Origin of the sequence: Shewanella halotolerans, assembly GCF_019457535.1 — a bacterium.
Lineage (GTDB): Bacteria > Pseudomonadota > Gammaproteobacteria > Enterobacterales > Shewanellaceae > Shewanella > Shewanella halotolerans.
Genome location: NZ_CP080417.1, coordinates 941,726 through 957,154 on the forward strand (window position 1 = coordinate 941,726; position 15,429 = coordinate 957,154).

Below are 15,429 nucleotides of genomic sequence, written 5' to 3' on the forward strand. Positions count from 1 at the left end.
CAGGACAGCGAGGAGATAAGATGAGTTTTAGTGCGTGGCTGGGGCTGTTGGCCATCTGTTGTTTGGGCGCCATGTCGCCTGGGCCGAGTCTGGCCATGGTGGTGCGTCATACCCTGGGCGGTGGCCGGGCTAACGGTATCGTCTGCGCCTGGGCGCACTCCATTGGCATAGGTATCTACGCCCTGGTGACCCTGCTGGGGCTGGCGGTGCTGCTTAAGCAGGCCCCGCTGGTGTTTAATGGTATCGCGATCCTCGGCGCCCTCTATCTTGCCTATATCGGTGTGCAGGCGCTGCGCTCTAAGGGCGGCATGTCGGATAAGCTGGCGGCGGGTAAGTCGACAGACTGGTTGACCGCTGCCCGCGACGGTATCGCCATCTCGTTGTTTAACCCCAAGATCATGCTGTTTTTCCTGGCGCTCTTCAGCCAGTTTGTGATGGTGGCCGACGAGCTATGGGGCAAGTCGCTTATCGTGTTGACGCCGCTGGTGGTCGATGGCCTCTGGTATACCTTGATTGCGTTCTTGCTGTCGCACAAATCGGTATTGCCTAAGCTAAGGGAGAAGGCGGCGCTTATTGATAAACTCTCGGGCGTGGTGCTGATTCTGCTGGCGGTGCGGGTGCTGGTGACCCTCTAGGGGCAATAGGCTTTGCTTAATCCACCTAAGCTTTTGAAGCAGTCATAACAATGCGGCTAAGGAATATTCCTTAGCCGCATTGTTTTATCTGGCTGTGTCGGTTAGCAGACTAGCCGTTAAAGACCTGTACGGCATCATCTTTGGCTGGCTCCTGCTGAGCCGCTGGCGGATTGTCGATATGATCGTCTAGGTTATCATTCAACATGTCCTTGTATTCTTTGGTAAACCACTCCAGTGCGTTGGCTTTCTCGGCCTTAAGATCGGCAGATTTCAGCGCGGCCTCGAAGGCGTTAAAGCGGGCGGCGGCGAAACGCAGGGCGGTACCCACCTTGGCGATATCCTGCTCCTCGGCGCTAAGCTCGTTGGCTAAGGCGATAAACTTGTCGGCTAACTGAAAAATAGTGGTTTCTTTTTGCTGTTCTGACATGCGCATGCTCACAGGTAGGTCAATAGTATGCTGGCATAGTAACGTAAATTAGCCGTTAATGAAGCATAGATTTAGAGGTAATGGGATCTGTATCGCCAATCCCAATGCGCGCCGCAGGGTTAACTGGCGGGATCGCTGTCGACCAGTACCCGGCCATCTCGTGAGTCATAGTAGATGCTGAGGTTTTGGTTGTCGCTTAGGTTGTAGCGACACTGGTTCACGCTGATATAGTTGGCCTTATAATCTGTGCTCGTCTGGGCATCGCTGCGCGAGACGCTGGGCTCGTCGCCCTGAAACACCGTCTCCCACACCGAGATGCAATCTTCTACGTTGTCCAGCTGCGGCGAGGCCTCGTTATCGGTAAAGTAGTGCTGCGCTGGCCAGCCATTGGCGTTAAAATCCATCTCGCCGGCTTCGTCGTCGCCGAAGGTCTTGAGGTTTTCCGCCGGGCCTGAGCCGACTCGGACGGCCCAGACGGCGCGGGCCATATCGATGCCGGACTTGAAAGCGCCGCCGGTCGCCTTAACGCTGGCGACTTGAGCGTCCTGGGAGAGATTGATAAATTTTGGCAGGGCGGTCACCGCCAGGATCCCCAGCACTATGATAACGACCACGAGTTCGATAAGGGTAAAACCGCGTTTATGCGCCAAGGACATCGTCAAACCTCTTGGATATGCAGAGACTACTCTCGGTAAGCTTTAATGTGGCGATTTACTCTGTATGAGCTGGATTACGCCGTAAATATCACTCGATTCTAAGTTTTTTTTGAAAAAATATAAAGAGATAGCTATGACAGAGATCAGCCAATGGCAAGATTTTATCGACCAGGAGGCCAAGCAAGCCTACTTTGGCCGGTTGCAGGCTTTCGTGCAAGGTGAGCGCGATGCCGGTAAGGCGATCTATCCGCAAGAGGGGCAGGTGTTTAGCGCCTTCGAGCTAACGCCGCTGGATAAGGTGAGGGTGGTGTTGATTGGTCAAGACCCTTATCACGGCGAAGGCCAGGCGCACGGTCTCTGCTTCTCGGTACAGCCCGGGGTGAAGGTGCCGCCATCTTTGGTGAACATGTATAAGGAGCTGGCCAACGATATCGACGGCTTTGAGATCCCTGACCATGGTTATCTGGCCAAGTGGGCAGATCAGGGCGTCTTGATGCTCAATACTGTACTCACGGTGGAACAGGGCAAGGCGCACTCTCATGCCAAGGCGGGGTGGGAGACCTTTACCGACAACGCCTTAAGGCTGCTTAATGGGCAGGAGCGCCCGATTATTTTCGTGCTGTGGGGCGGTCACGCCATAAAGAAGAGCAAGCTTATCGAGGCGGACCAGCATCATCTGGTGAGCGGGCCTCACCCTTCACCACTCTCTGCCTACCGTGGTTTCTTTGGTTGTAAACACTTCTCAAAAATCAATGAGTTGTTAATGGCATCTGGCGAGACACCTATCGACTGGCAGGTATAAAATTCAGACAAAGCTGCTACAAAATCATACTTGCCGTACCATGAAAAGCTAATTATATTGATAGAGAAGTGTAACGTAACTGTTAATGGCTTGGGTGGGATACCCTTAATGACATAAACAGGTTACATCGGCTTGGGTAGGTAGCTGCCTTCCAGGCAAGGCTTTCAAGGCGGACAGGAATATGGATATTAGAGCTAAGCGAGGAACGCTTGTTCGTTGGAACCAGGAGCAAAGGGTAGGTTTCATCGCCCCGGACGACGGATCGGACGAACTCAGAATTTTTGGCATCAATTTACTCCCCTATGAACACATGCCCAAAGAGGGTGAATCTGTGGTGTATCGCCAGTGGAAAGACTCGCTGCGCGGCACTAAGGTCACCAAGGGCGAGATAGATCTGGGTAATCCCATCACCTTGACCTCGCCTTTCGAGTCACATGATAAGTTTGACAGCGAAGATGCCATCAGCTGGCGCGTCAAGGTGGGTTTAGTGGCCCTGGCGATCGCCTTTGGTAATCTGCTCTATCTGTTTATGGTCAACTATGATTACTCGGCCGATGTGGATATCAAACCACCTGAGGGGCTGTTCCCCCCAGGGTCTGAGTATTACGTGGGTAAGCAGGAGCTACAAGATGTGGTCTTTAGCTGCGATGCCCGCCAGCAGTGTCTGCAGATGACCTCCTGTCAGGAGGCCAAATACTTCGCCAACCATTGCCCCGGATTTGAGGTCAATGTGGGCGACACTCCCTGTGTTAATCTCTGGTGTAAATCCAATTAAGTCTGACAGGCAATATCAATTGGCTTTCAACAGTTGATATTGCTGGGCCAGCGCCCCCTTAATTCGCTCCCCCTTATCGTCCAGCATAAAGAGAATATTCTCGCCCACCTGAAGCTTCATGCCTCTGGCCTTGCTATCTAGGGTGATCTTGCTGCCCATCTCATTCCAGTTAAACTGCCCCTCGAGGACGACATCGGTTGCCTGCTTTTGCTCACCAAGGTTTTGCTTGCCAAGATACTGCTGAGTGAGTTGATAGCTGTTGTCACCATTAAGCTTGAGGCTTATGTTGATTCCCTGACAGTCGGCGCAGGGCAGGGTGCCCTTATATAGCCCAGGCCAATCCAGCGCGTTACGGCTGGTATCGCCAAGGGGCATAGTCTGAGCGGCTTGAGGTTCTGACGCCTGTGAGGTCGGCACTTTTGTCTGAGGTTCGGGTGCCTGACTGGTTTGTTGGGCGCAGGCGCCGAGGGTAAGCAGAACAAGGGGGAGGAGTCGCGCGCTAATCTTCATTGTTTCATCCTTTAATGGTGAAGCGCCTGGCGGTTAATGGCGAAGAGCCTAGTGGCTTAGAAAACCTTTGGCCGCCAGTGCAAAAAGTCTCTGCACACTTTAGCCCGTAAACCTTGGGCTTTCAAAGTGAACCGAGTGGATAGCCTGATTAATTTGCTGAGTTAGCTTGAGTTTGCCGTCTCTCGAGTTGGACTGCATCACGAGCGGGTAAAAACTAGACTAAAATGTGAACTATCCATTTGTTAATTCGCTGGAAAAGCTTCGATGGTTACAGCTTGTCAATCTGCTCAAGTTCGCCCGAGCACTGGCGTAGGTTCGCATCGATTGGCGCCGGGCATCAGTGCACTTAGGCTACTTATGTCTCGTCTAGGCAGGCTGAAACAAATCTGGCGAGTCATGAGCCTAGTCGTGGTGCTAGCCTTGTGGCAGATGTTGCTCTGCGCCCAGGCCATGGCCAGCGACGGAGATCGACATAGCGAGCTGCATCAACTGCCGGCGATGGCGAAAACGCCATTGATTAGCGTATCCAACGATTATCCGCCCTTCTACTCGCCGCAGATGCCAGAGTGGGGCGTGGCGTATCATCTGGTGGAGGCGGTATTTCAACATGCGGGATATCCTCTGTCCCACGAGTTTTACCCCTTTATTCGCGCCAAAACGCTTATTAAGCGGGAGCTGGCGGATCTTATCATAGGCGTCTGGTACAGGCCCGAACGCGAGCAGTGGATCGACTTTTCCGACCCCTTATTATCTGTCTCAATCCGCTTGTATAAGCGCAGCGACAGCAAGATTGTCTTTCGCGATATCGAGGATCTCAAACCTTACCTCATAGGCATCGGCCGGGGCTATGCCAATCCAGAGGCATTTCAAAATGCAGCATTAAAAACTGAAGCCGCCAGTTCAGATGCGGTGAACCTAAGGAAACTGCTGGCCGGGCGGGTGGATCTGGTGCTGATCTGTGAGGATGTCGCCCGCTACCTCATCGAACGTCCCGGCAGCGAATATAACGGTAAGCTTGAGCCGGTGGGAGACCCTTTGAGCGTGGAGCTGTTTCATATCGGGGTGGCCAAGCATCTTCCTAATGCCCGGCAGATTTTAGCCGACTTTAACCAGAGCCTGGCTGAGCTGCATCGCAGCGGCGAGCTGACCAAGATTCTGGCCAGCCATGGTTTCGAGCACAACGCCTATTGGCAGCAAAAGTCGCAGAGCAGCCAATAGTTGCTTGCCAATTTGACCTTAATTTGTGTGGGTGGCCGATGGGGTCACTATCATGGGTAGGGGCACATCCCAATGCTCGGTGGGCAGTGATTCGACTCGCTGGCAATCATGGGCATAGCCAATGGGGTAGGGTTTCCCCCTTAGCTGCCAGTCGCTCAGGCAACGGTCGTAATAGCCGCCGCCCATTCCCATACGATTTCCCTGCTTATCGAAGGCCACCAGGGGGGTGATGATCACATCCAGATGCTGGGGTAAGATCATCTCTGTGATATTGAGCTTGGGTTCCCAGATCTTGAGTCGATTCTGGATCAGGTGGCTGGTGGGATGGTATTTAAAAAACAGCAGGTTGCCCCGTGAGAAGGGGTGCAGACGAGGCAAATAGACATTCACCCCTGCCTGCCACAGGGTTTCAATCAGCGGCTGGGTATCCAGCTCGCCATCACTGGTTAGATAAAGCGCCACATGCTTGGCCTGACGCTGATTAATCACCGCCATCAGCCTGCTGGCCGCCTCCTGGGCAAATTGCTTCTGGGTCTGCTCGGGGAGCGCCCGTCTCGCGCTGCGGATCTGATTTCTAATCGCCTGACGATTTTCCTGATTGGTAGCGCTCGGCGCGAAGGCTGGTTTCAATGTCCCTACTCCAGTGAAGGCAGTTATACCAATCGTAGTAAATAACTGATCTTGCTAGCTTGTTAAAACGCCCGATAACGGCGTTATTATTTTTGATTGTAGAATAACTACTTATCGAAAAATTTTGCCTTGTTCTCGACCGTTTTTCCTGCGCTACTTCTAATCACTTACTTACCGTGATTGGTATTATCGAGTTTGCTTTGATGTGGGCAGTCTATCTCTGTTGTCATTACACTTTCAACTGCGCGGCAATTTAGCTAACGAGCTGGCGCGAGTTTGATGAGGATATAAAAAAGGCCAGAAGATGGTGGACCTTCTGGCTTTGCTATTTATTCGCTTTAATGGTCTTAAAGCTTGCTCCCCAAGATGCCGTTATCTGTGTAGCCCTTGAACCCATAATGGCTTCGAGGCGGGCAGTTTGCTTGGGATATAAAAAAGCCAGAAGATGGTGGACCTTCTGGCTTTGCTATTTATTAGCTTTAATGGTCTTAAAGCTTGAATTTGAATTGCTCCCCAAGATGCCGTTATCGGCGTAGCCCTTGAACCGTAGGTTCAAGGCGGGTAAATGATCAAGTCCTAAGGCTTCTCGGTTCGCGCCGAGCTTGCGCAATGTCATCAAAACATTCACCCTGAGTTTGTAAATATCGGCACAGGGACATAACCGACTCACGTACACCACAGGGAGCAAAATTGTTGCGTATCGACCTTAGCGGTCGGGCGGCGATATTAGTGATAAATCGCTTCGCCTCACGCGTAATTACAGTTTAATCGTCTTTTGTGGCACGCTCAACCAGCGCACTCTCTAAGGTCGATTGCAGCAGACCGATCTTGTCATCCATCTGCTTAATATAATCTTGATTCTTCTTCTGTTCTTCCAACAATTCATAGCCAATATTTAGTGCCGCCATGATGGCAATTTCTTCCCGGCTAAGATTGTTGGTTCGAGCACGCAGGGAACTCAGCTGCTTTTCCAGCTTGTTGGCCACATGGCGCAAGGCATCTTCCTGTCCTATCGGACAAGCGATGGAGTAGGTGCGGCCCAATAAGCTAATTTCGATAGCATGGCTACTCATTTGCGATGTAGATCCTTTTATCCTGTCGTTGAGCGGACTATATCGGGCTGCCCTGGAAAGTGCAATAACACTGGGGCCTTAATAACGCTTTGTTAGATTAAATGTTGTTTAGATAACCAATAGCTTAGCGCTGACCGCTTTGCCCTGGATGAATTGTGCGCAGTTACTGGGCCTCGCCATAGTCATCCAAGGCCTAACTTGGTGGTAGAGCAATGCTTTTGGCTTGGTCGCGCAGGCCAGATCTGCTAGCATGTCCAGAGTGAAATTATGATTGGAACACCTTATGGCAACCCCTCCCTCTTTACGCATCGAAATTCTGTTCGCCGAGCTCAATGCCGCCGATATCGCCCAACATCCCGTTGAAGTCCATGGTTCCCTGGTGGGCCTTATCTGCGGTGGCGTGGGTCAGGCCAAGAGCGAGTGGATCAAGCCACTGCTCGAGCTGATCAATGATGGTCAGTTGCCGCCGCCTTCTCTGGTGCAGCTGCTGGAAGAGCTCTACCAAGACACCCTGGCGCGCATCACTGACGCCGATTTCGGCTTCACACCTATGGCGCCGGAAGAGGAGGAGACCCTGAGCAAGCGCGTCGAGGCGCTATCTCTCTGGGTGCAGAGCTTCCTGACGGGCATCGCCATGGCGCAGCCAAAGCTCAATCGCGCCTCGAGCGACGTAAAAGAGGTGATCAAAGATCTCGCCGAGATCGCTCAGGTGGAGTTCGATGTGGCCGAAGATGAAGAGTCCGAGGCGGCCTACATAGAGCTGATGGAGTTTGCTCGCATGGCGGCGCTACTCTGTTACGCCGAATTCGGCCCCGAGCCGAGTGAGATCAAAGATCAAGACCCCATGATTCATTAATATTGTCTGCATTTATCGGGGCGAGCAGATTTAACTGCTTGCCACAGAAAGAGAAAGTGAATGACCACTTCGTCTGACCCTAAGCAGTTTGATATCGCCATCGTTGGCGGCGCCATGGCCGGTGCCACCCTGGCCTTGGGCCTGGCCAACCTGGCACAGAAACGCCAGCAAGTGCTGCGCATCGCCCTTATCGAGGCCAACCGTCCCGGCGGCGGCCATCCGGGATTCGACGCCCGCTCCATCGCCATCGCCCAGGGCTCCATCTTCGAGCTGACCCGTCTCGGCATCTGGCCTAAGCTGGCCCATCTGGGCACGGCCATCGAGAATATCCATGTCTCGGATCGCGGCCATTTCGGCATGACCACACTCAACGCCAAAGATTTTCATCTGCCCTATCTGGGCCAGGTGGTGGAGCTTGAGCGTGTCGGCGCCAAGCTATTTAGCCTGCTGGAGCAACAGGATGTCAGCCTGTTTTGTCCCGCCAAGGTGGCCAGTATTGTCGCCGACGTCGATGCCCAGCAATTGATGCTAGACGATGGCACTGCCCTCAGCGCCAAGCTGGTGGTGGCCGCCGACGGTCTAAATTCTAAGGTCAGACAGGACTTTAAGCTGCCGCTGGAGCAGGTGGATTTCGAGCAGGTGGCCGTGGTGGCCAACGTGCTCACCGACAAGCCCCATCAAGAGTGGGCCTATGAGCGCTTTACCGACAGCGGCCCGCTGGCGATTCTGCCCATGGCCAATGTGGATGGGCAGTCTAGAGTCTCCCTGGTATGGGCGCTGGCGCCAGAGCATGCCGAGCTGATGCTGGGCGCCGAGAAACCTGCGTTTTTAGATGCGCTGCAAGATGCCTTTGGCCACCGCGCCGGGCGTTTTATCGATGTGGGTGAGCGTTACGCCTATCCGCTTAAGCTCTCTTACATGGCGCGCCCCATCTATCAGCGCACCGTATTTATTGGTAACGCGGCGCAGACACTGCACCCCATCGCAGGCCAGGGCTTTAACTTGGGGCTTAGGGATCTCGTCTGTCTGCTCGAGGTGGTCGACGAGGCGCTAGAGCGGGGCGAGGATATCGGCGGCGCCAAGCTGACCCACGAATACCTTAGCCGTCGCCAGCAAGACCGTGACACCACCATCACCAATGTCGAATTCTTAGTGCGCGGCTTCTCCAATCAGCACTGGCCCCTGGTGGCTGGTCGTAACCTGGGGCTGCGTCTGCTCTCCTGGTGTCCGCCGCTCAAGACGCCCATTGCCCGCAAAGCCATGGGGTGGAAATCGCCTCAATCAGCCAGCCAACTTGGATAAAGGATCGCTATATGTTCAGTACACAAACCTATGACGTTGCTATCATCGGCGGAGGCATGGTCGGGCTGGCAACCGCCATCGGCTTGGGGCAGGAAGGGCTGAGAGTCGTGGTGATCGATGCCGGCGAAACCCAGGCGGTATCCGGTGAGGCCAGATTAAGAGTCAGCGCCATCAACAAGGCCAGTCAGCGATTACTTACCCATTTGGGTGCCTGGGCCTATATCGACGAGTCTCGCGTCGGCCCCTATCAGAAGATGGCGGTGTGGGATAAGGATAGCTTGGGCAAGATAGGTTTCGATGCCCATTCGATCAGCGAGCAGACCTTGGGCAGCATCATAGAAAATGACAACATCAGCCATGCCTTGGCGACCCGTGCCGGTGAGCTAAGTGAGATTACTCACCTGGAAAATCACCGCCTGGAGAAGATAGCCTTTGGTGAGCGTGAGGCCTGGCTGACCCTGGATAACGGCGACAACCTGTCGGCGGCGCTGGTGATTGGCGCCGATGGTGCCAACTCCTGGGTGCGCGAGCAGTGCAAGATCCCTATGACCTTCTGGGACTATGGCCATCATGCCATCGTTGCCTCGATCCGCACCGAGCTGCCCCACAATGCCACCGCCAGACAGGTGTTCTTAAGTGATGGCCCACTGGCGTTTCTGCCGCTGTTTGAGCCAAATCTCTGCTCTATCGTCTGGTCGGTACCACCGGCTAAGGCGCAGTCGCTGCTGGAGGGCGACAAGGTGCAGTTCGAACGCAGCCTGACCGCCGCCTTCGACGGTAAGCTGGGCATGTGCACGCTCGATAGTGAGCCGCAGGCCTTCCCGCTGCGGATGCGTTATGCCCGTCACTTTGCCCGCCACCGACTGGTGCTTGCGGGGGATGCAGCCCACACCATTCATCCGCTGGCAGGTCAGGGGGTGAACCTGGGCTTCTTAGACGCCGCTGCGATTATCGAGACCCTGAGTGAACTCAAGGCCAAGGGCAAGGATCTCGGCGATTATGCCAATCTACGTCCGTTAGAGCGTTGGCGTAAGGCGGACGCGCTGGAGATGATCGCGGCGATGGAGGGCTTCAAGCGGCTGTTCGAAGGTAGCAATCCGGTGAAAAAAGCCCTGCGGGATCTGGGTCTCAACCTGGTGGATAACCTTTCTCCTGTGAAAACACTGTTTATGCAACAGGCTATGGGTAACAAAACCCGCTTGCCTGAGTTGTGTAAATAAGCTCAGGAAAAATGCGGCACCTTATCATTTTGTTTTTAAATACAAGTGGTTGACATCATTTGATTTGATATACGGATTCTCATGTAAAAAAACTACATTTTAAACATGAGAAAAAGTAATGGAAAAATGGTTCGGATTAGAAAATTCTCTTGTATACAAAACTGTGACGCAAGGTATAATTTCGCCGCATTTTGATACCAAGCGCGTATCTTAAAACAGAATTTGTTGATGCATCTTATTCGACGCAATTGATGCAAAAACTCATCTTTGCAATCACATCCTGGCCCTACGTACCCTAGGTTTAGGTGTGTCAGTTCGAGACGGTTCACCATGACCGCCTGCTTCGCTACCGCCTATTGATGACAAGATAGTGCTTGACCGACCCTTTCGGCCTTTGCCCCATTTCATCAATCATGCCCTAGCGCTGAGGCACCGCCAGGTAAGACCCGAAAAGGGCAAAAAAAGAAGAGATAATAATGGCTAATAAAACTGTACTCTTTAACAAGCACCTAGAAGCTAACGCCAAAATGGTCGATTTTCACGGTTGGGACATGCCGCTAAACTACGGCTCTCAAATCGAAGAACACCATGTTGTGCGTCAAGACGCAGGTATGTTTGACGTGTCTCACATGACAGTAGTTGATGTTACGGGTGCTGAGGCCTGTGATTTTCTTCGTAAGCTACTGGCCAACGACGTCGCCAAACTCAAGGTGCCGGGTAAGGCACTCTACGGTGGCATGTTAGACCACAATGCAGGCGTTATCGACGACCTGATCACCTATTATCTCAGCGACACCCATTACCGTATCGTAGTGAACTCGGCTACTCGCGAGAAAGATCTCGCCTGGATCACCGAGCAAGTTAAAGGCTATGACGTGACTGTCACTGAGCGTCCTGAGCTGGCGATGATCGCCGTTCAAGGTCCTAACGCTAAGGCGAAAGCGGCGGCGGTATTTACCGACGAGCAAAACGCAGCGGTTGAAGGCATGAAGCCTTTCTTCGGTGTGCAGTCTGGCTCTCTCTTCATCGCAACCACAGGTTACACAGGCGAAGCCGGTTACGAGATCATCGTACCCGAGGCAGAAGCCGAAGCCCTGTGGCAAGCCCTGCTAGATAATGGCGTTAAGCCATGTGGTCTGGGCGCCCGCGACACCCTACGTTTAGAAGCAGGCATGAACCTGTACGGCCAAGATATGGACGAGAGCGTTAACCCGCTAGCGGCCAACATGGGCTGGACCATCGCCTGGGAACCAGAAGACCGTGACTTCATCGGCCGTGAAGCGTTAGCCGCCATCAAAGCCGCCGGCACAGATAAGCTAGTTGGCCTGGTGATGGAAGCCAAGGGCGTACTGCGCACCGGCATGCCAGTCTTCTTCACCGACGCAGACGGCGTAGAGCAGCAGGGCGCTATCACCAGCGGCACCTTCTCTCCGACCTTAGGCTACTCAATCGCCATGGCCCGCGTGCCAAATTCTGTTGGCGATGTCGCAGAAGTAGAGATGCGTAAGAAGCGCGTCCCTGTTAAAGTGATCGCACCTAGCTTCGTGCGCAACGGTAAGCAGGCTTTCTAACTGTTTGATAAGGGTTATCCCTGTTTAGCCGTCAGGCTGCCAAAAGGGCAATAGCGGGGCCGGGTTGCTCTACTTAAGCAACTCGGGCCAAAGCTGCTAAAATATCGGCTGACCCAGTCGAATGACAGGCGCTTGAGTGGTTATACAGTCTTAGTTTTTAAAATTTAGCACTACGGAACAAGGAACAAAAATAATGAGCAATATTCCGACTGAATTGAAATACGCTTCTTCACACGAATGGATCCGCAGAGAAGAAGACGGTTCATACACTGTTGGTATCAGTGAGCACGCCCAAGAATTGCTAGGCGACATGGTATTCGTTGAGCTGCCAGAAGTTGGCGACAGCGTTAGCGCCGGTGATGACTGCGCGGTAGCCGAGTCGGTAAAAGCCGCTTCAGACATCTACGCACCCGTTTCAGGTGAAGTGGTAGCGGTTAACGAAGCGCTAGAAGATTCTCCAGAGCTGGTTAACAGCGACGCGTACGGTGATGGCTGGTTCTTCCGCATCATGCCAAGCGACCTGAGCGAACTAGACAATTTGCTTGATGCCGAAGGCTATCAAGCGGTTATCGACGAAGAGTAATTGTCGATGCCTACGAAGCCCCATATCGCAAAGAGATGGGGCTTCGTTCGTTATAAGCCCGGGCAATATGCAGGCCGATAACGAGAAGTAGAACCACATCAAACAACGAGACCGGTAACACCAGCCCCCTACAGCTAGGATACTGGCAAATATGGAACTAGGTTAATCATGACCACTGAAACCCTCACTCAGTTAGAGCAGCACGAACTATTTATCCGTCGTCATATCGGCCCGGACAGCGCAGATCAGCAAGAGATGCTGAACTTCGTTGGTGCAGAATCTTTAGAAGATTTGACACAGCAGATAGTCCCTGAGTCGATTCGTCTTGGACGCGATCTTGCCGTTGGCAGCGCCTGTGGCGAAGCCGAAGGCCTTGCCTCAATTCGCAAGTACGCGGATAAGAACAAGGTGTTCAAGAGCTACATCGGCATGGGTTACTACGGCACTATCGTGCCAAGCGTGATTCAGCGTAACGTATTCGAAAATCCAGGTTGGTACACGGCGTATACCCCATACCAGCCTGAGATCGCCCAGGGCCGTCTGGAAGCCATCCTTAACTTCCAACAGCTGTCGATGGATCTTACCGGTCTTGACCTGGCGTCAGCCTCTTTGCTGGACGAAGCCACCGCAGCCGCCGAAGCCATGGCGCTGGCCAAGCGTGTCTCTAAGGCGAAGAAAGCCAACATCTTCTTCATCGCCGACGATGTGTTCCCACAGACTATCGACGTGGTGAAGACCCGCGCCGAATGTTTCGGTTTCGAAATCGTGGTTGGCCCAGCCAGCGAAGCGGTTAACTATGAGCTGTTTGGTGCCTTGTTCCAATACACCAACCACTATGGTCAAATCACAGACTTCACCGAGCTGTTTGCCGCGCTGCAAGAGAAGAAAGCCGTCGTGACCGTTGCCGCCGACATCATGTCGCTGGTATCGCTCAAGTCGCCTGGTGCTATGGGTGCCGACGTTGTCTTCGGTAGCGCCCAGCGTTTCGGCGTACCAATGGGCTTTGGTGGTCCACACGCCGCCTTCTTCGTGACTCGCGACCAACACAAGCGTTCACTGCCAGGCCGTATTATCGGTGTGTCTCAAGATACCCGTGGCAACCGTGCCCTGCGTATGGCGATGCAGACCCGTGAGCAGCATATCCGCCGCGAAAAGGCTAACTCAAACATCTGTACCGCACAGGTGCTGCTAGCCAACATGGCCTCTTTCTACGCCGTATTCCATGGCCCACAAGGCCTGAAGATCATCGCCGACCGTATCCACCGTCTGGCCGATATCTTTGCCGCTGGCTTGAAAGCGAAAGGCGTTGAGCTGGTAAACAATACTTGGTTCGATACCGTTTCCTTCAAGGTTGCCGACAGCGCCGCCGTGCAGGCTCGCGCCATCGCCGGTGAAGTTAACCTGCGTATCGACAGCGACGGCATCCTAGGTGTCGCCATGGCTGAAACTACAACTCGTGAAGATGTGGCGCAGCTGTTTGATATCGTTCTGGGCGAAGGTCATGGCCTAGATGTGGCAGCAATCGATGCCGACATCATCGCTAATGGCAGCAACTCAATTCCAGCCGAGCTGGTACGTCAAGACGCTATCCTTGAGCATCCAACGTTCAATCGCTATCACAGCGAAACTGAGATGATGCGTTACATCAAGCGTCTGGAAAACAAAGATTTAGCACTGAACCACTCGATGATCTCACTGGGTTCTTGCACCATGAAGCTGAACGCGGCAACCGAGATGATGCCGGTGAGCTGGCCAGAATTTGGCAACATGCATCCTTTCTGCCCGCAAGATCAAGCCCAGGGTTATGCCGAGCTTATCGAAGAGCTGTCAAATTGGTTGGTCGACATCACTGGTTATGATGCCATGTGCATGCAGCCTAACTCGGGTGCATCGGGTGAATACGCCGGCCTGCTGGCTATCAAGAAGTACCACGAGTCTCGCGGCGAAGGCCACAGAAACGTCTGTCTGATCCCTCAGTCTGCCCACGGTACTAACCCGGCTTCTGCCCAGCTTGCTGGCATGAAGATTGTGGTTACCGCCTGTGACAAGCAGGGTAACGTGGACATGGAAGATCTTAAGGCCAAGGCTGCCGAAGTGGCCGAAAACCTCTCTTGCATCATGGTCACCTACCCATCGACTCACGGTGTGTACGAAGAGACCATCAGCGAGATCTGCGAAGTGATCCATCAGCACGGCGGTCAGGTATACCTGGACGGCGCCAACATGAACGCTCAGGTAGGTCTGACTTCACCTGGCTCAATCGGCGCAGACGTGTCGCACCTTAACCTGCACAAAACCTTCGCTATTCCACACGGCGGCGGCGGACCAGGTATGGGCCCTATCGGCGTTAAAGCACACCTTGCGCCATTCGTTGCCGGTCACGCCGTGGTTAAACATGGTCGTGAGTCAGACAACAATGGTGCGGTATCGGCAGCGCCATACGGCAGCGCCAGCATCCTGCCTATCACCTGGATGTACATCAAGCTACTGGGTTACCAGGGCTTGAGACAATCTACTCAGATGGCACTGCTAAACGCTAACTATGTGATGAAGAAGCTGTCTGCCCATTACCCTGTGCTCTACACAGGCCGTAATGACCGCGTAGCGCACGAGTGCATCATCGACCTGCGTCCGCTTAAAGAAGCCTCTGGCGTTACCGAGATGGATATTGCTAAGCGTCTGAACGACTACGGTTTCCACGCACCGACCATGAGCTTCCCGGTTGCCGGTACCCTGATGATCGAGCCGACAGAGTCTGAGTCTAAGGCCGAGCTGGATCGCTTCATCGAAGCCATGGTTGCGATTCGCGGCGAGATCGCCAAGGTTGAAGCCGGTGAGTGGCCAGCGGATAACAACCCGCTGCACAACGCACCGCACACCATGGCCGATATCATGGACAGCGAGTTCGACTCACGTCCATACAGCCGTGAAACGGCCGTGTTCCCAACGGCTGCGGTTAAGGCTAACAAGTTCTGGCCGACTGTGAATCGTATTGATGACGTGTATGGTGACCGTAATCTAATGTGCTCGTGTGCACCGATTGACGATTACAAATAATTGCTGCTTGGTGTAGTTCTCGAATAAAGAATGCAACTATCGGAATTAAGTTTGCAACTCAAATAAAGTTTGCAACTGATAGTTAAATTTAGAGTTCAGTACAATGAAAAAGCG

The 15,429-nt window shown here is 53.4% G+C and carries 15 protein-coding genes and 1 other RNA gene; 10 read left to right on the forward strand and 6 right to left on the reverse strand.

Annotated features, from left to right (window positions below):
• The first annotated feature begins 20 nt into the window (after nucleotides 1–20).
• Nucleotides 21–635 (forward strand): LysE family translocator, encoded by a 615-nt coding sequence (locus K0H81_RS04195; protein ID WP_144201984.1) that lies wholly within the window; start codon nucleotides 21–23, stop codon nucleotides 633–635.
• A 109-nt stretch (nucleotides 636–744) separates the two neighbouring features.
• Here the strand turns inward: K0H81_RS04195 and K0H81_RS04200 are convergent, their stop codons facing one another.
• Both K0H81_RS04200 and K0H81_RS04205 read right to left on the reverse strand, forming a co-directional pair.
• On the reverse strand, nucleotides 745–1,062 hold the full coding sequence (locus K0H81_RS04200) for a DUF3144 domain-containing protein (protein WP_220043241.1): 318 nt from the start codon (nucleotides 1,060–1,062) through the stop codon (nucleotides 745–747).
• 119 nt (nucleotides 1,063–1,181) lie between these two features.
• Nucleotides 1,182–1,718 (reverse strand): type II secretion system protein, encoded by a 537-nt coding sequence (locus tag K0H81_RS04205; RefSeq protein ID WP_220060010.1) that lies wholly within the window; start codon nucleotides 1,716–1,718, stop codon nucleotides 1,182–1,184.
• A 133-nt stretch (nucleotides 1,719–1,851) separates the two neighbouring features.
• Here K0H81_RS04205 and ung point away from each other — a divergent pair, with 133 nt between their 5' ends.
• Together ung and K0H81_RS04215 are read left to right on the forward strand one after the other, a co-directional pair.
• On the forward strand, nucleotides 1,852–2,520 hold the full coding sequence (ung, locus tag K0H81_RS04210; protein WP_220060011.1) for a uracil-DNA glycosylase: 669 nt from the start codon (nucleotides 1,852–1,854) through the stop codon (nucleotides 2,518–2,520).
• 181 nt (nucleotides 2,521–2,701) lie between these two features.
• Nucleotides 2,702–3,295, forward strand: coding sequence for a hypothetical protein (locus tag K0H81_RS04215; protein WP_144201978.1), 594 nt, complete (start codon nucleotides 2,702–2,704; stop codon nucleotides 3,293–3,295).
• Between the two features lie 15 nt (nucleotides 3,296–3,310).
• Here the strand turns inward: K0H81_RS04215 and K0H81_RS04220 are convergent, their stop codons facing one another.
• A complete protein-coding gene (locus K0H81_RS04220) occupies nucleotides 3,311–3,805 on the reverse strand; it encodes a copper resistance protein NlpE (protein WP_220060012.1) in 495 nt (164 codons plus the stop codon).
• A gap of 396 nt (nucleotides 3,806–4,201) precedes the next feature.
• Here K0H81_RS04220 and K0H81_RS04225 point away from each other — a divergent pair, with 396 nt between their 5' ends.
• Entirely contained in the window at nucleotides 4,202–5,023 is an 822-nt protein-coding gene (locus K0H81_RS04225) for a substrate-binding periplasmic protein (protein WP_220060013.1), read from the forward strand.
• An 18-nt stretch (nucleotides 5,024–5,041) separates the two neighbouring features.
• Here the strand turns inward: K0H81_RS04225 and K0H81_RS04230 are convergent, their stop codons facing one another.
• The 3 genes from K0H81_RS04230 to K0H81_RS04240 all read right to left on the reverse strand — a co-directional run bounded on the left by K0H81_RS04230 (nucleotide 5,042) and on the right by K0H81_RS04240 (nucleotide 6,726).
• Nucleotides 5,042–5,653 (reverse strand): 5-formyltetrahydrofolate cyclo-ligase, encoded by a 612-nt coding sequence (locus K0H81_RS04230; protein ID WP_220060014.1) that lies wholly within the window; start codon nucleotides 5,651–5,653, stop codon nucleotides 5,042–5,044.
• A 506-nt stretch (nucleotides 5,654–6,159) separates the two neighbouring features.
• A non-coding RNA gene (ssrS, locus tag K0H81_RS04235) (6S RNA) lies at nucleotides 6,160–6,340 on the reverse strand.
• Nucleotides 6,341–6,417: 77 nt separating this feature from the next.
• Complete coding sequence (locus K0H81_RS04240; protein WP_011866864.1) at nucleotides 6,418–6,726, reverse strand: cell division protein ZapA; 309 nt, start codon at nucleotides 6,724–6,726, stop codon at nucleotides 6,418–6,420.
• A 283-nt stretch (nucleotides 6,727–7,009) separates the two neighbouring features.
• Between K0H81_RS04240 and K0H81_RS04245 the strand changes: the two genes are divergently transcribed.
• The 6 genes from K0H81_RS04245 to gcvP all read left to right on the forward strand — a co-directional run bounded on the left by K0H81_RS04245 (nucleotide 7,010) and on the right by gcvP (nucleotide 15,315).
• A complete protein-coding gene (locus K0H81_RS04245; RefSeq protein WP_144201968.1) occupies nucleotides 7,010–7,582 on the forward strand; it encodes a UPF0149 family protein in 573 nt (190 codons plus the stop codon).
• 60 nt (nucleotides 7,583–7,642) lie between these two features.
• The gene (gene ubiH, locus K0H81_RS04250; RefSeq protein ID WP_220060015.1) at nucleotides 7,643–8,884 is read left to right on the forward strand and encodes a 2-octaprenyl-6-methoxyphenyl hydroxylase; all 1,242 of its coding nucleotides are present in this window, start codon (nucleotides 7,643–7,645) and stop codon (nucleotides 8,882–8,884) included.
• An 11-nt stretch (nucleotides 8,885–8,895) separates the two neighbouring features.
• Complete coding sequence (locus tag K0H81_RS04255) at nucleotides 8,896–10,104, forward strand: FAD-dependent oxidoreductase (RefSeq protein WP_220060016.1); 1,209 nt, start codon at nucleotides 8,896–8,898, stop codon at nucleotides 10,102–10,104.
• 476 nt (nucleotides 10,105–10,580) lie between these two features.
• Complete coding sequence (gene gcvT / locus K0H81_RS04260; RefSeq protein WP_011866860.1) at nucleotides 10,581–11,675, forward strand: glycine cleavage system aminomethyltransferase GcvT; 1,095 nt, start codon at nucleotides 10,581–10,583, stop codon at nucleotides 11,673–11,675.
• A 193-nt stretch (nucleotides 11,676–11,868) separates the two neighbouring features.
• Nucleotides 11,869–12,258, forward strand: coding sequence for a glycine cleavage system protein GcvH (gene gcvH / locus K0H81_RS04265; RefSeq protein ID WP_011866859.1), 390 nt, complete (start codon nucleotides 11,869–11,871; stop codon nucleotides 12,256–12,258).
• A 168-nt stretch (nucleotides 12,259–12,426) separates the two neighbouring features.
• Nucleotides 12,427–15,315, forward strand: a complete 2,889-nt coding sequence (gene gcvP, locus K0H81_RS04270; RefSeq protein WP_220060017.1) for an aminomethyl-transferring glycine dehydrogenase — start codon at nucleotides 12,427–12,429, stop codon at nucleotides 15,313–15,315.
• The last annotated feature ends 114 nt before the right edge of the window (nucleotides 15,316–15,429 follow it).

Bases quoted from the DNA above. Each gene is read 5' to 3' on its own strand.
- ubiH (WP_220060015.1), top strand. From the start codon at position 7,643: ATGACCACTTCGTCTGACCCTAAGCAGTTTGATATCGCCATCGTTGGC.
- K0H81_RS04240 (WP_011866864.1), bottom strand. From the start codon at position 6,726: ATGAGTAGCCATGCTATCGAAATTAGCTTATTGGGCCGCACCTACTCC.
- gcvP (WP_220060017.1), top strand. From the start codon at position 12,427: ATGACCACTGAAACCCTCACTCAGTTAGAGCAGCACGAACTATTTATC.
- ung (WP_220060011.1), top strand. From the start codon at position 1,852: ATGACAGAGATCAGCCAATGGCAAGATTTTATCGACCAGGAGGCCAAG.
- K0H81_RS04220 (WP_220060012.1), bottom strand. From the start codon at position 3,805: ATGAAGATTAGCGCGCGACTCCTCCCCCTTGTTCTGCTTACCCTCGGC.
- K0H81_RS04195 (WP_144201984.1), top strand. From the start codon at position 21: ATGAGTTTTAGTGCGTGGCTGGGGCTGTTGGCCATCTGTTGTTTGGGC.
- gcvH (WP_011866859.1), top strand. From the start codon at position 11,869: ATGAGCAATATTCCGACTGAATTGAAATACGCTTCTTCACACGAATGG.
- K0H81_RS04255 (WP_220060016.1), top strand. From the start codon at position 8,896: ATGTTCAGTACACAAACCTATGACGTTGCTATCATCGGCGGAGGCATG.
- K0H81_RS04245 (WP_144201968.1), top strand. From the start codon at position 7,010: ATGGCAACCCCTCCCTCTTTACGCATCGAAATTCTGTTCGCCGAGCTC.
- K0H81_RS04215 (WP_144201978.1), top strand. From the start codon at position 2,702: ATGGATATTAGAGCTAAGCGAGGAACGCTTGTTCGTTGGAACCAGGAG.
- K0H81_RS04205 (WP_220060010.1), bottom strand. From the start codon at position 1,718: ATGTCCTTGGCGCATAAACGCGGTTTTACCCTTATCGAACTCGTGGTC.
- K0H81_RS04200 (WP_220043241.1), bottom strand. From the start codon at position 1,062: ATGTCAGAACAGCAAAAAGAAACCACTATTTTTCAGTTAGCCGACAAG.
- K0H81_RS04225 (WP_220060013.1), top strand. From the start codon at position 4,202: ATGAGCCTAGTCGTGGTGCTAGCCTTGTGGCAGATGTTGCTCTGCGCC.
- gcvT (WP_011866860.1), top strand. From the start codon at position 10,581: ATGGCTAATAAAACTGTACTCTTTAACAAGCACCTAGAAGCTAACGCC.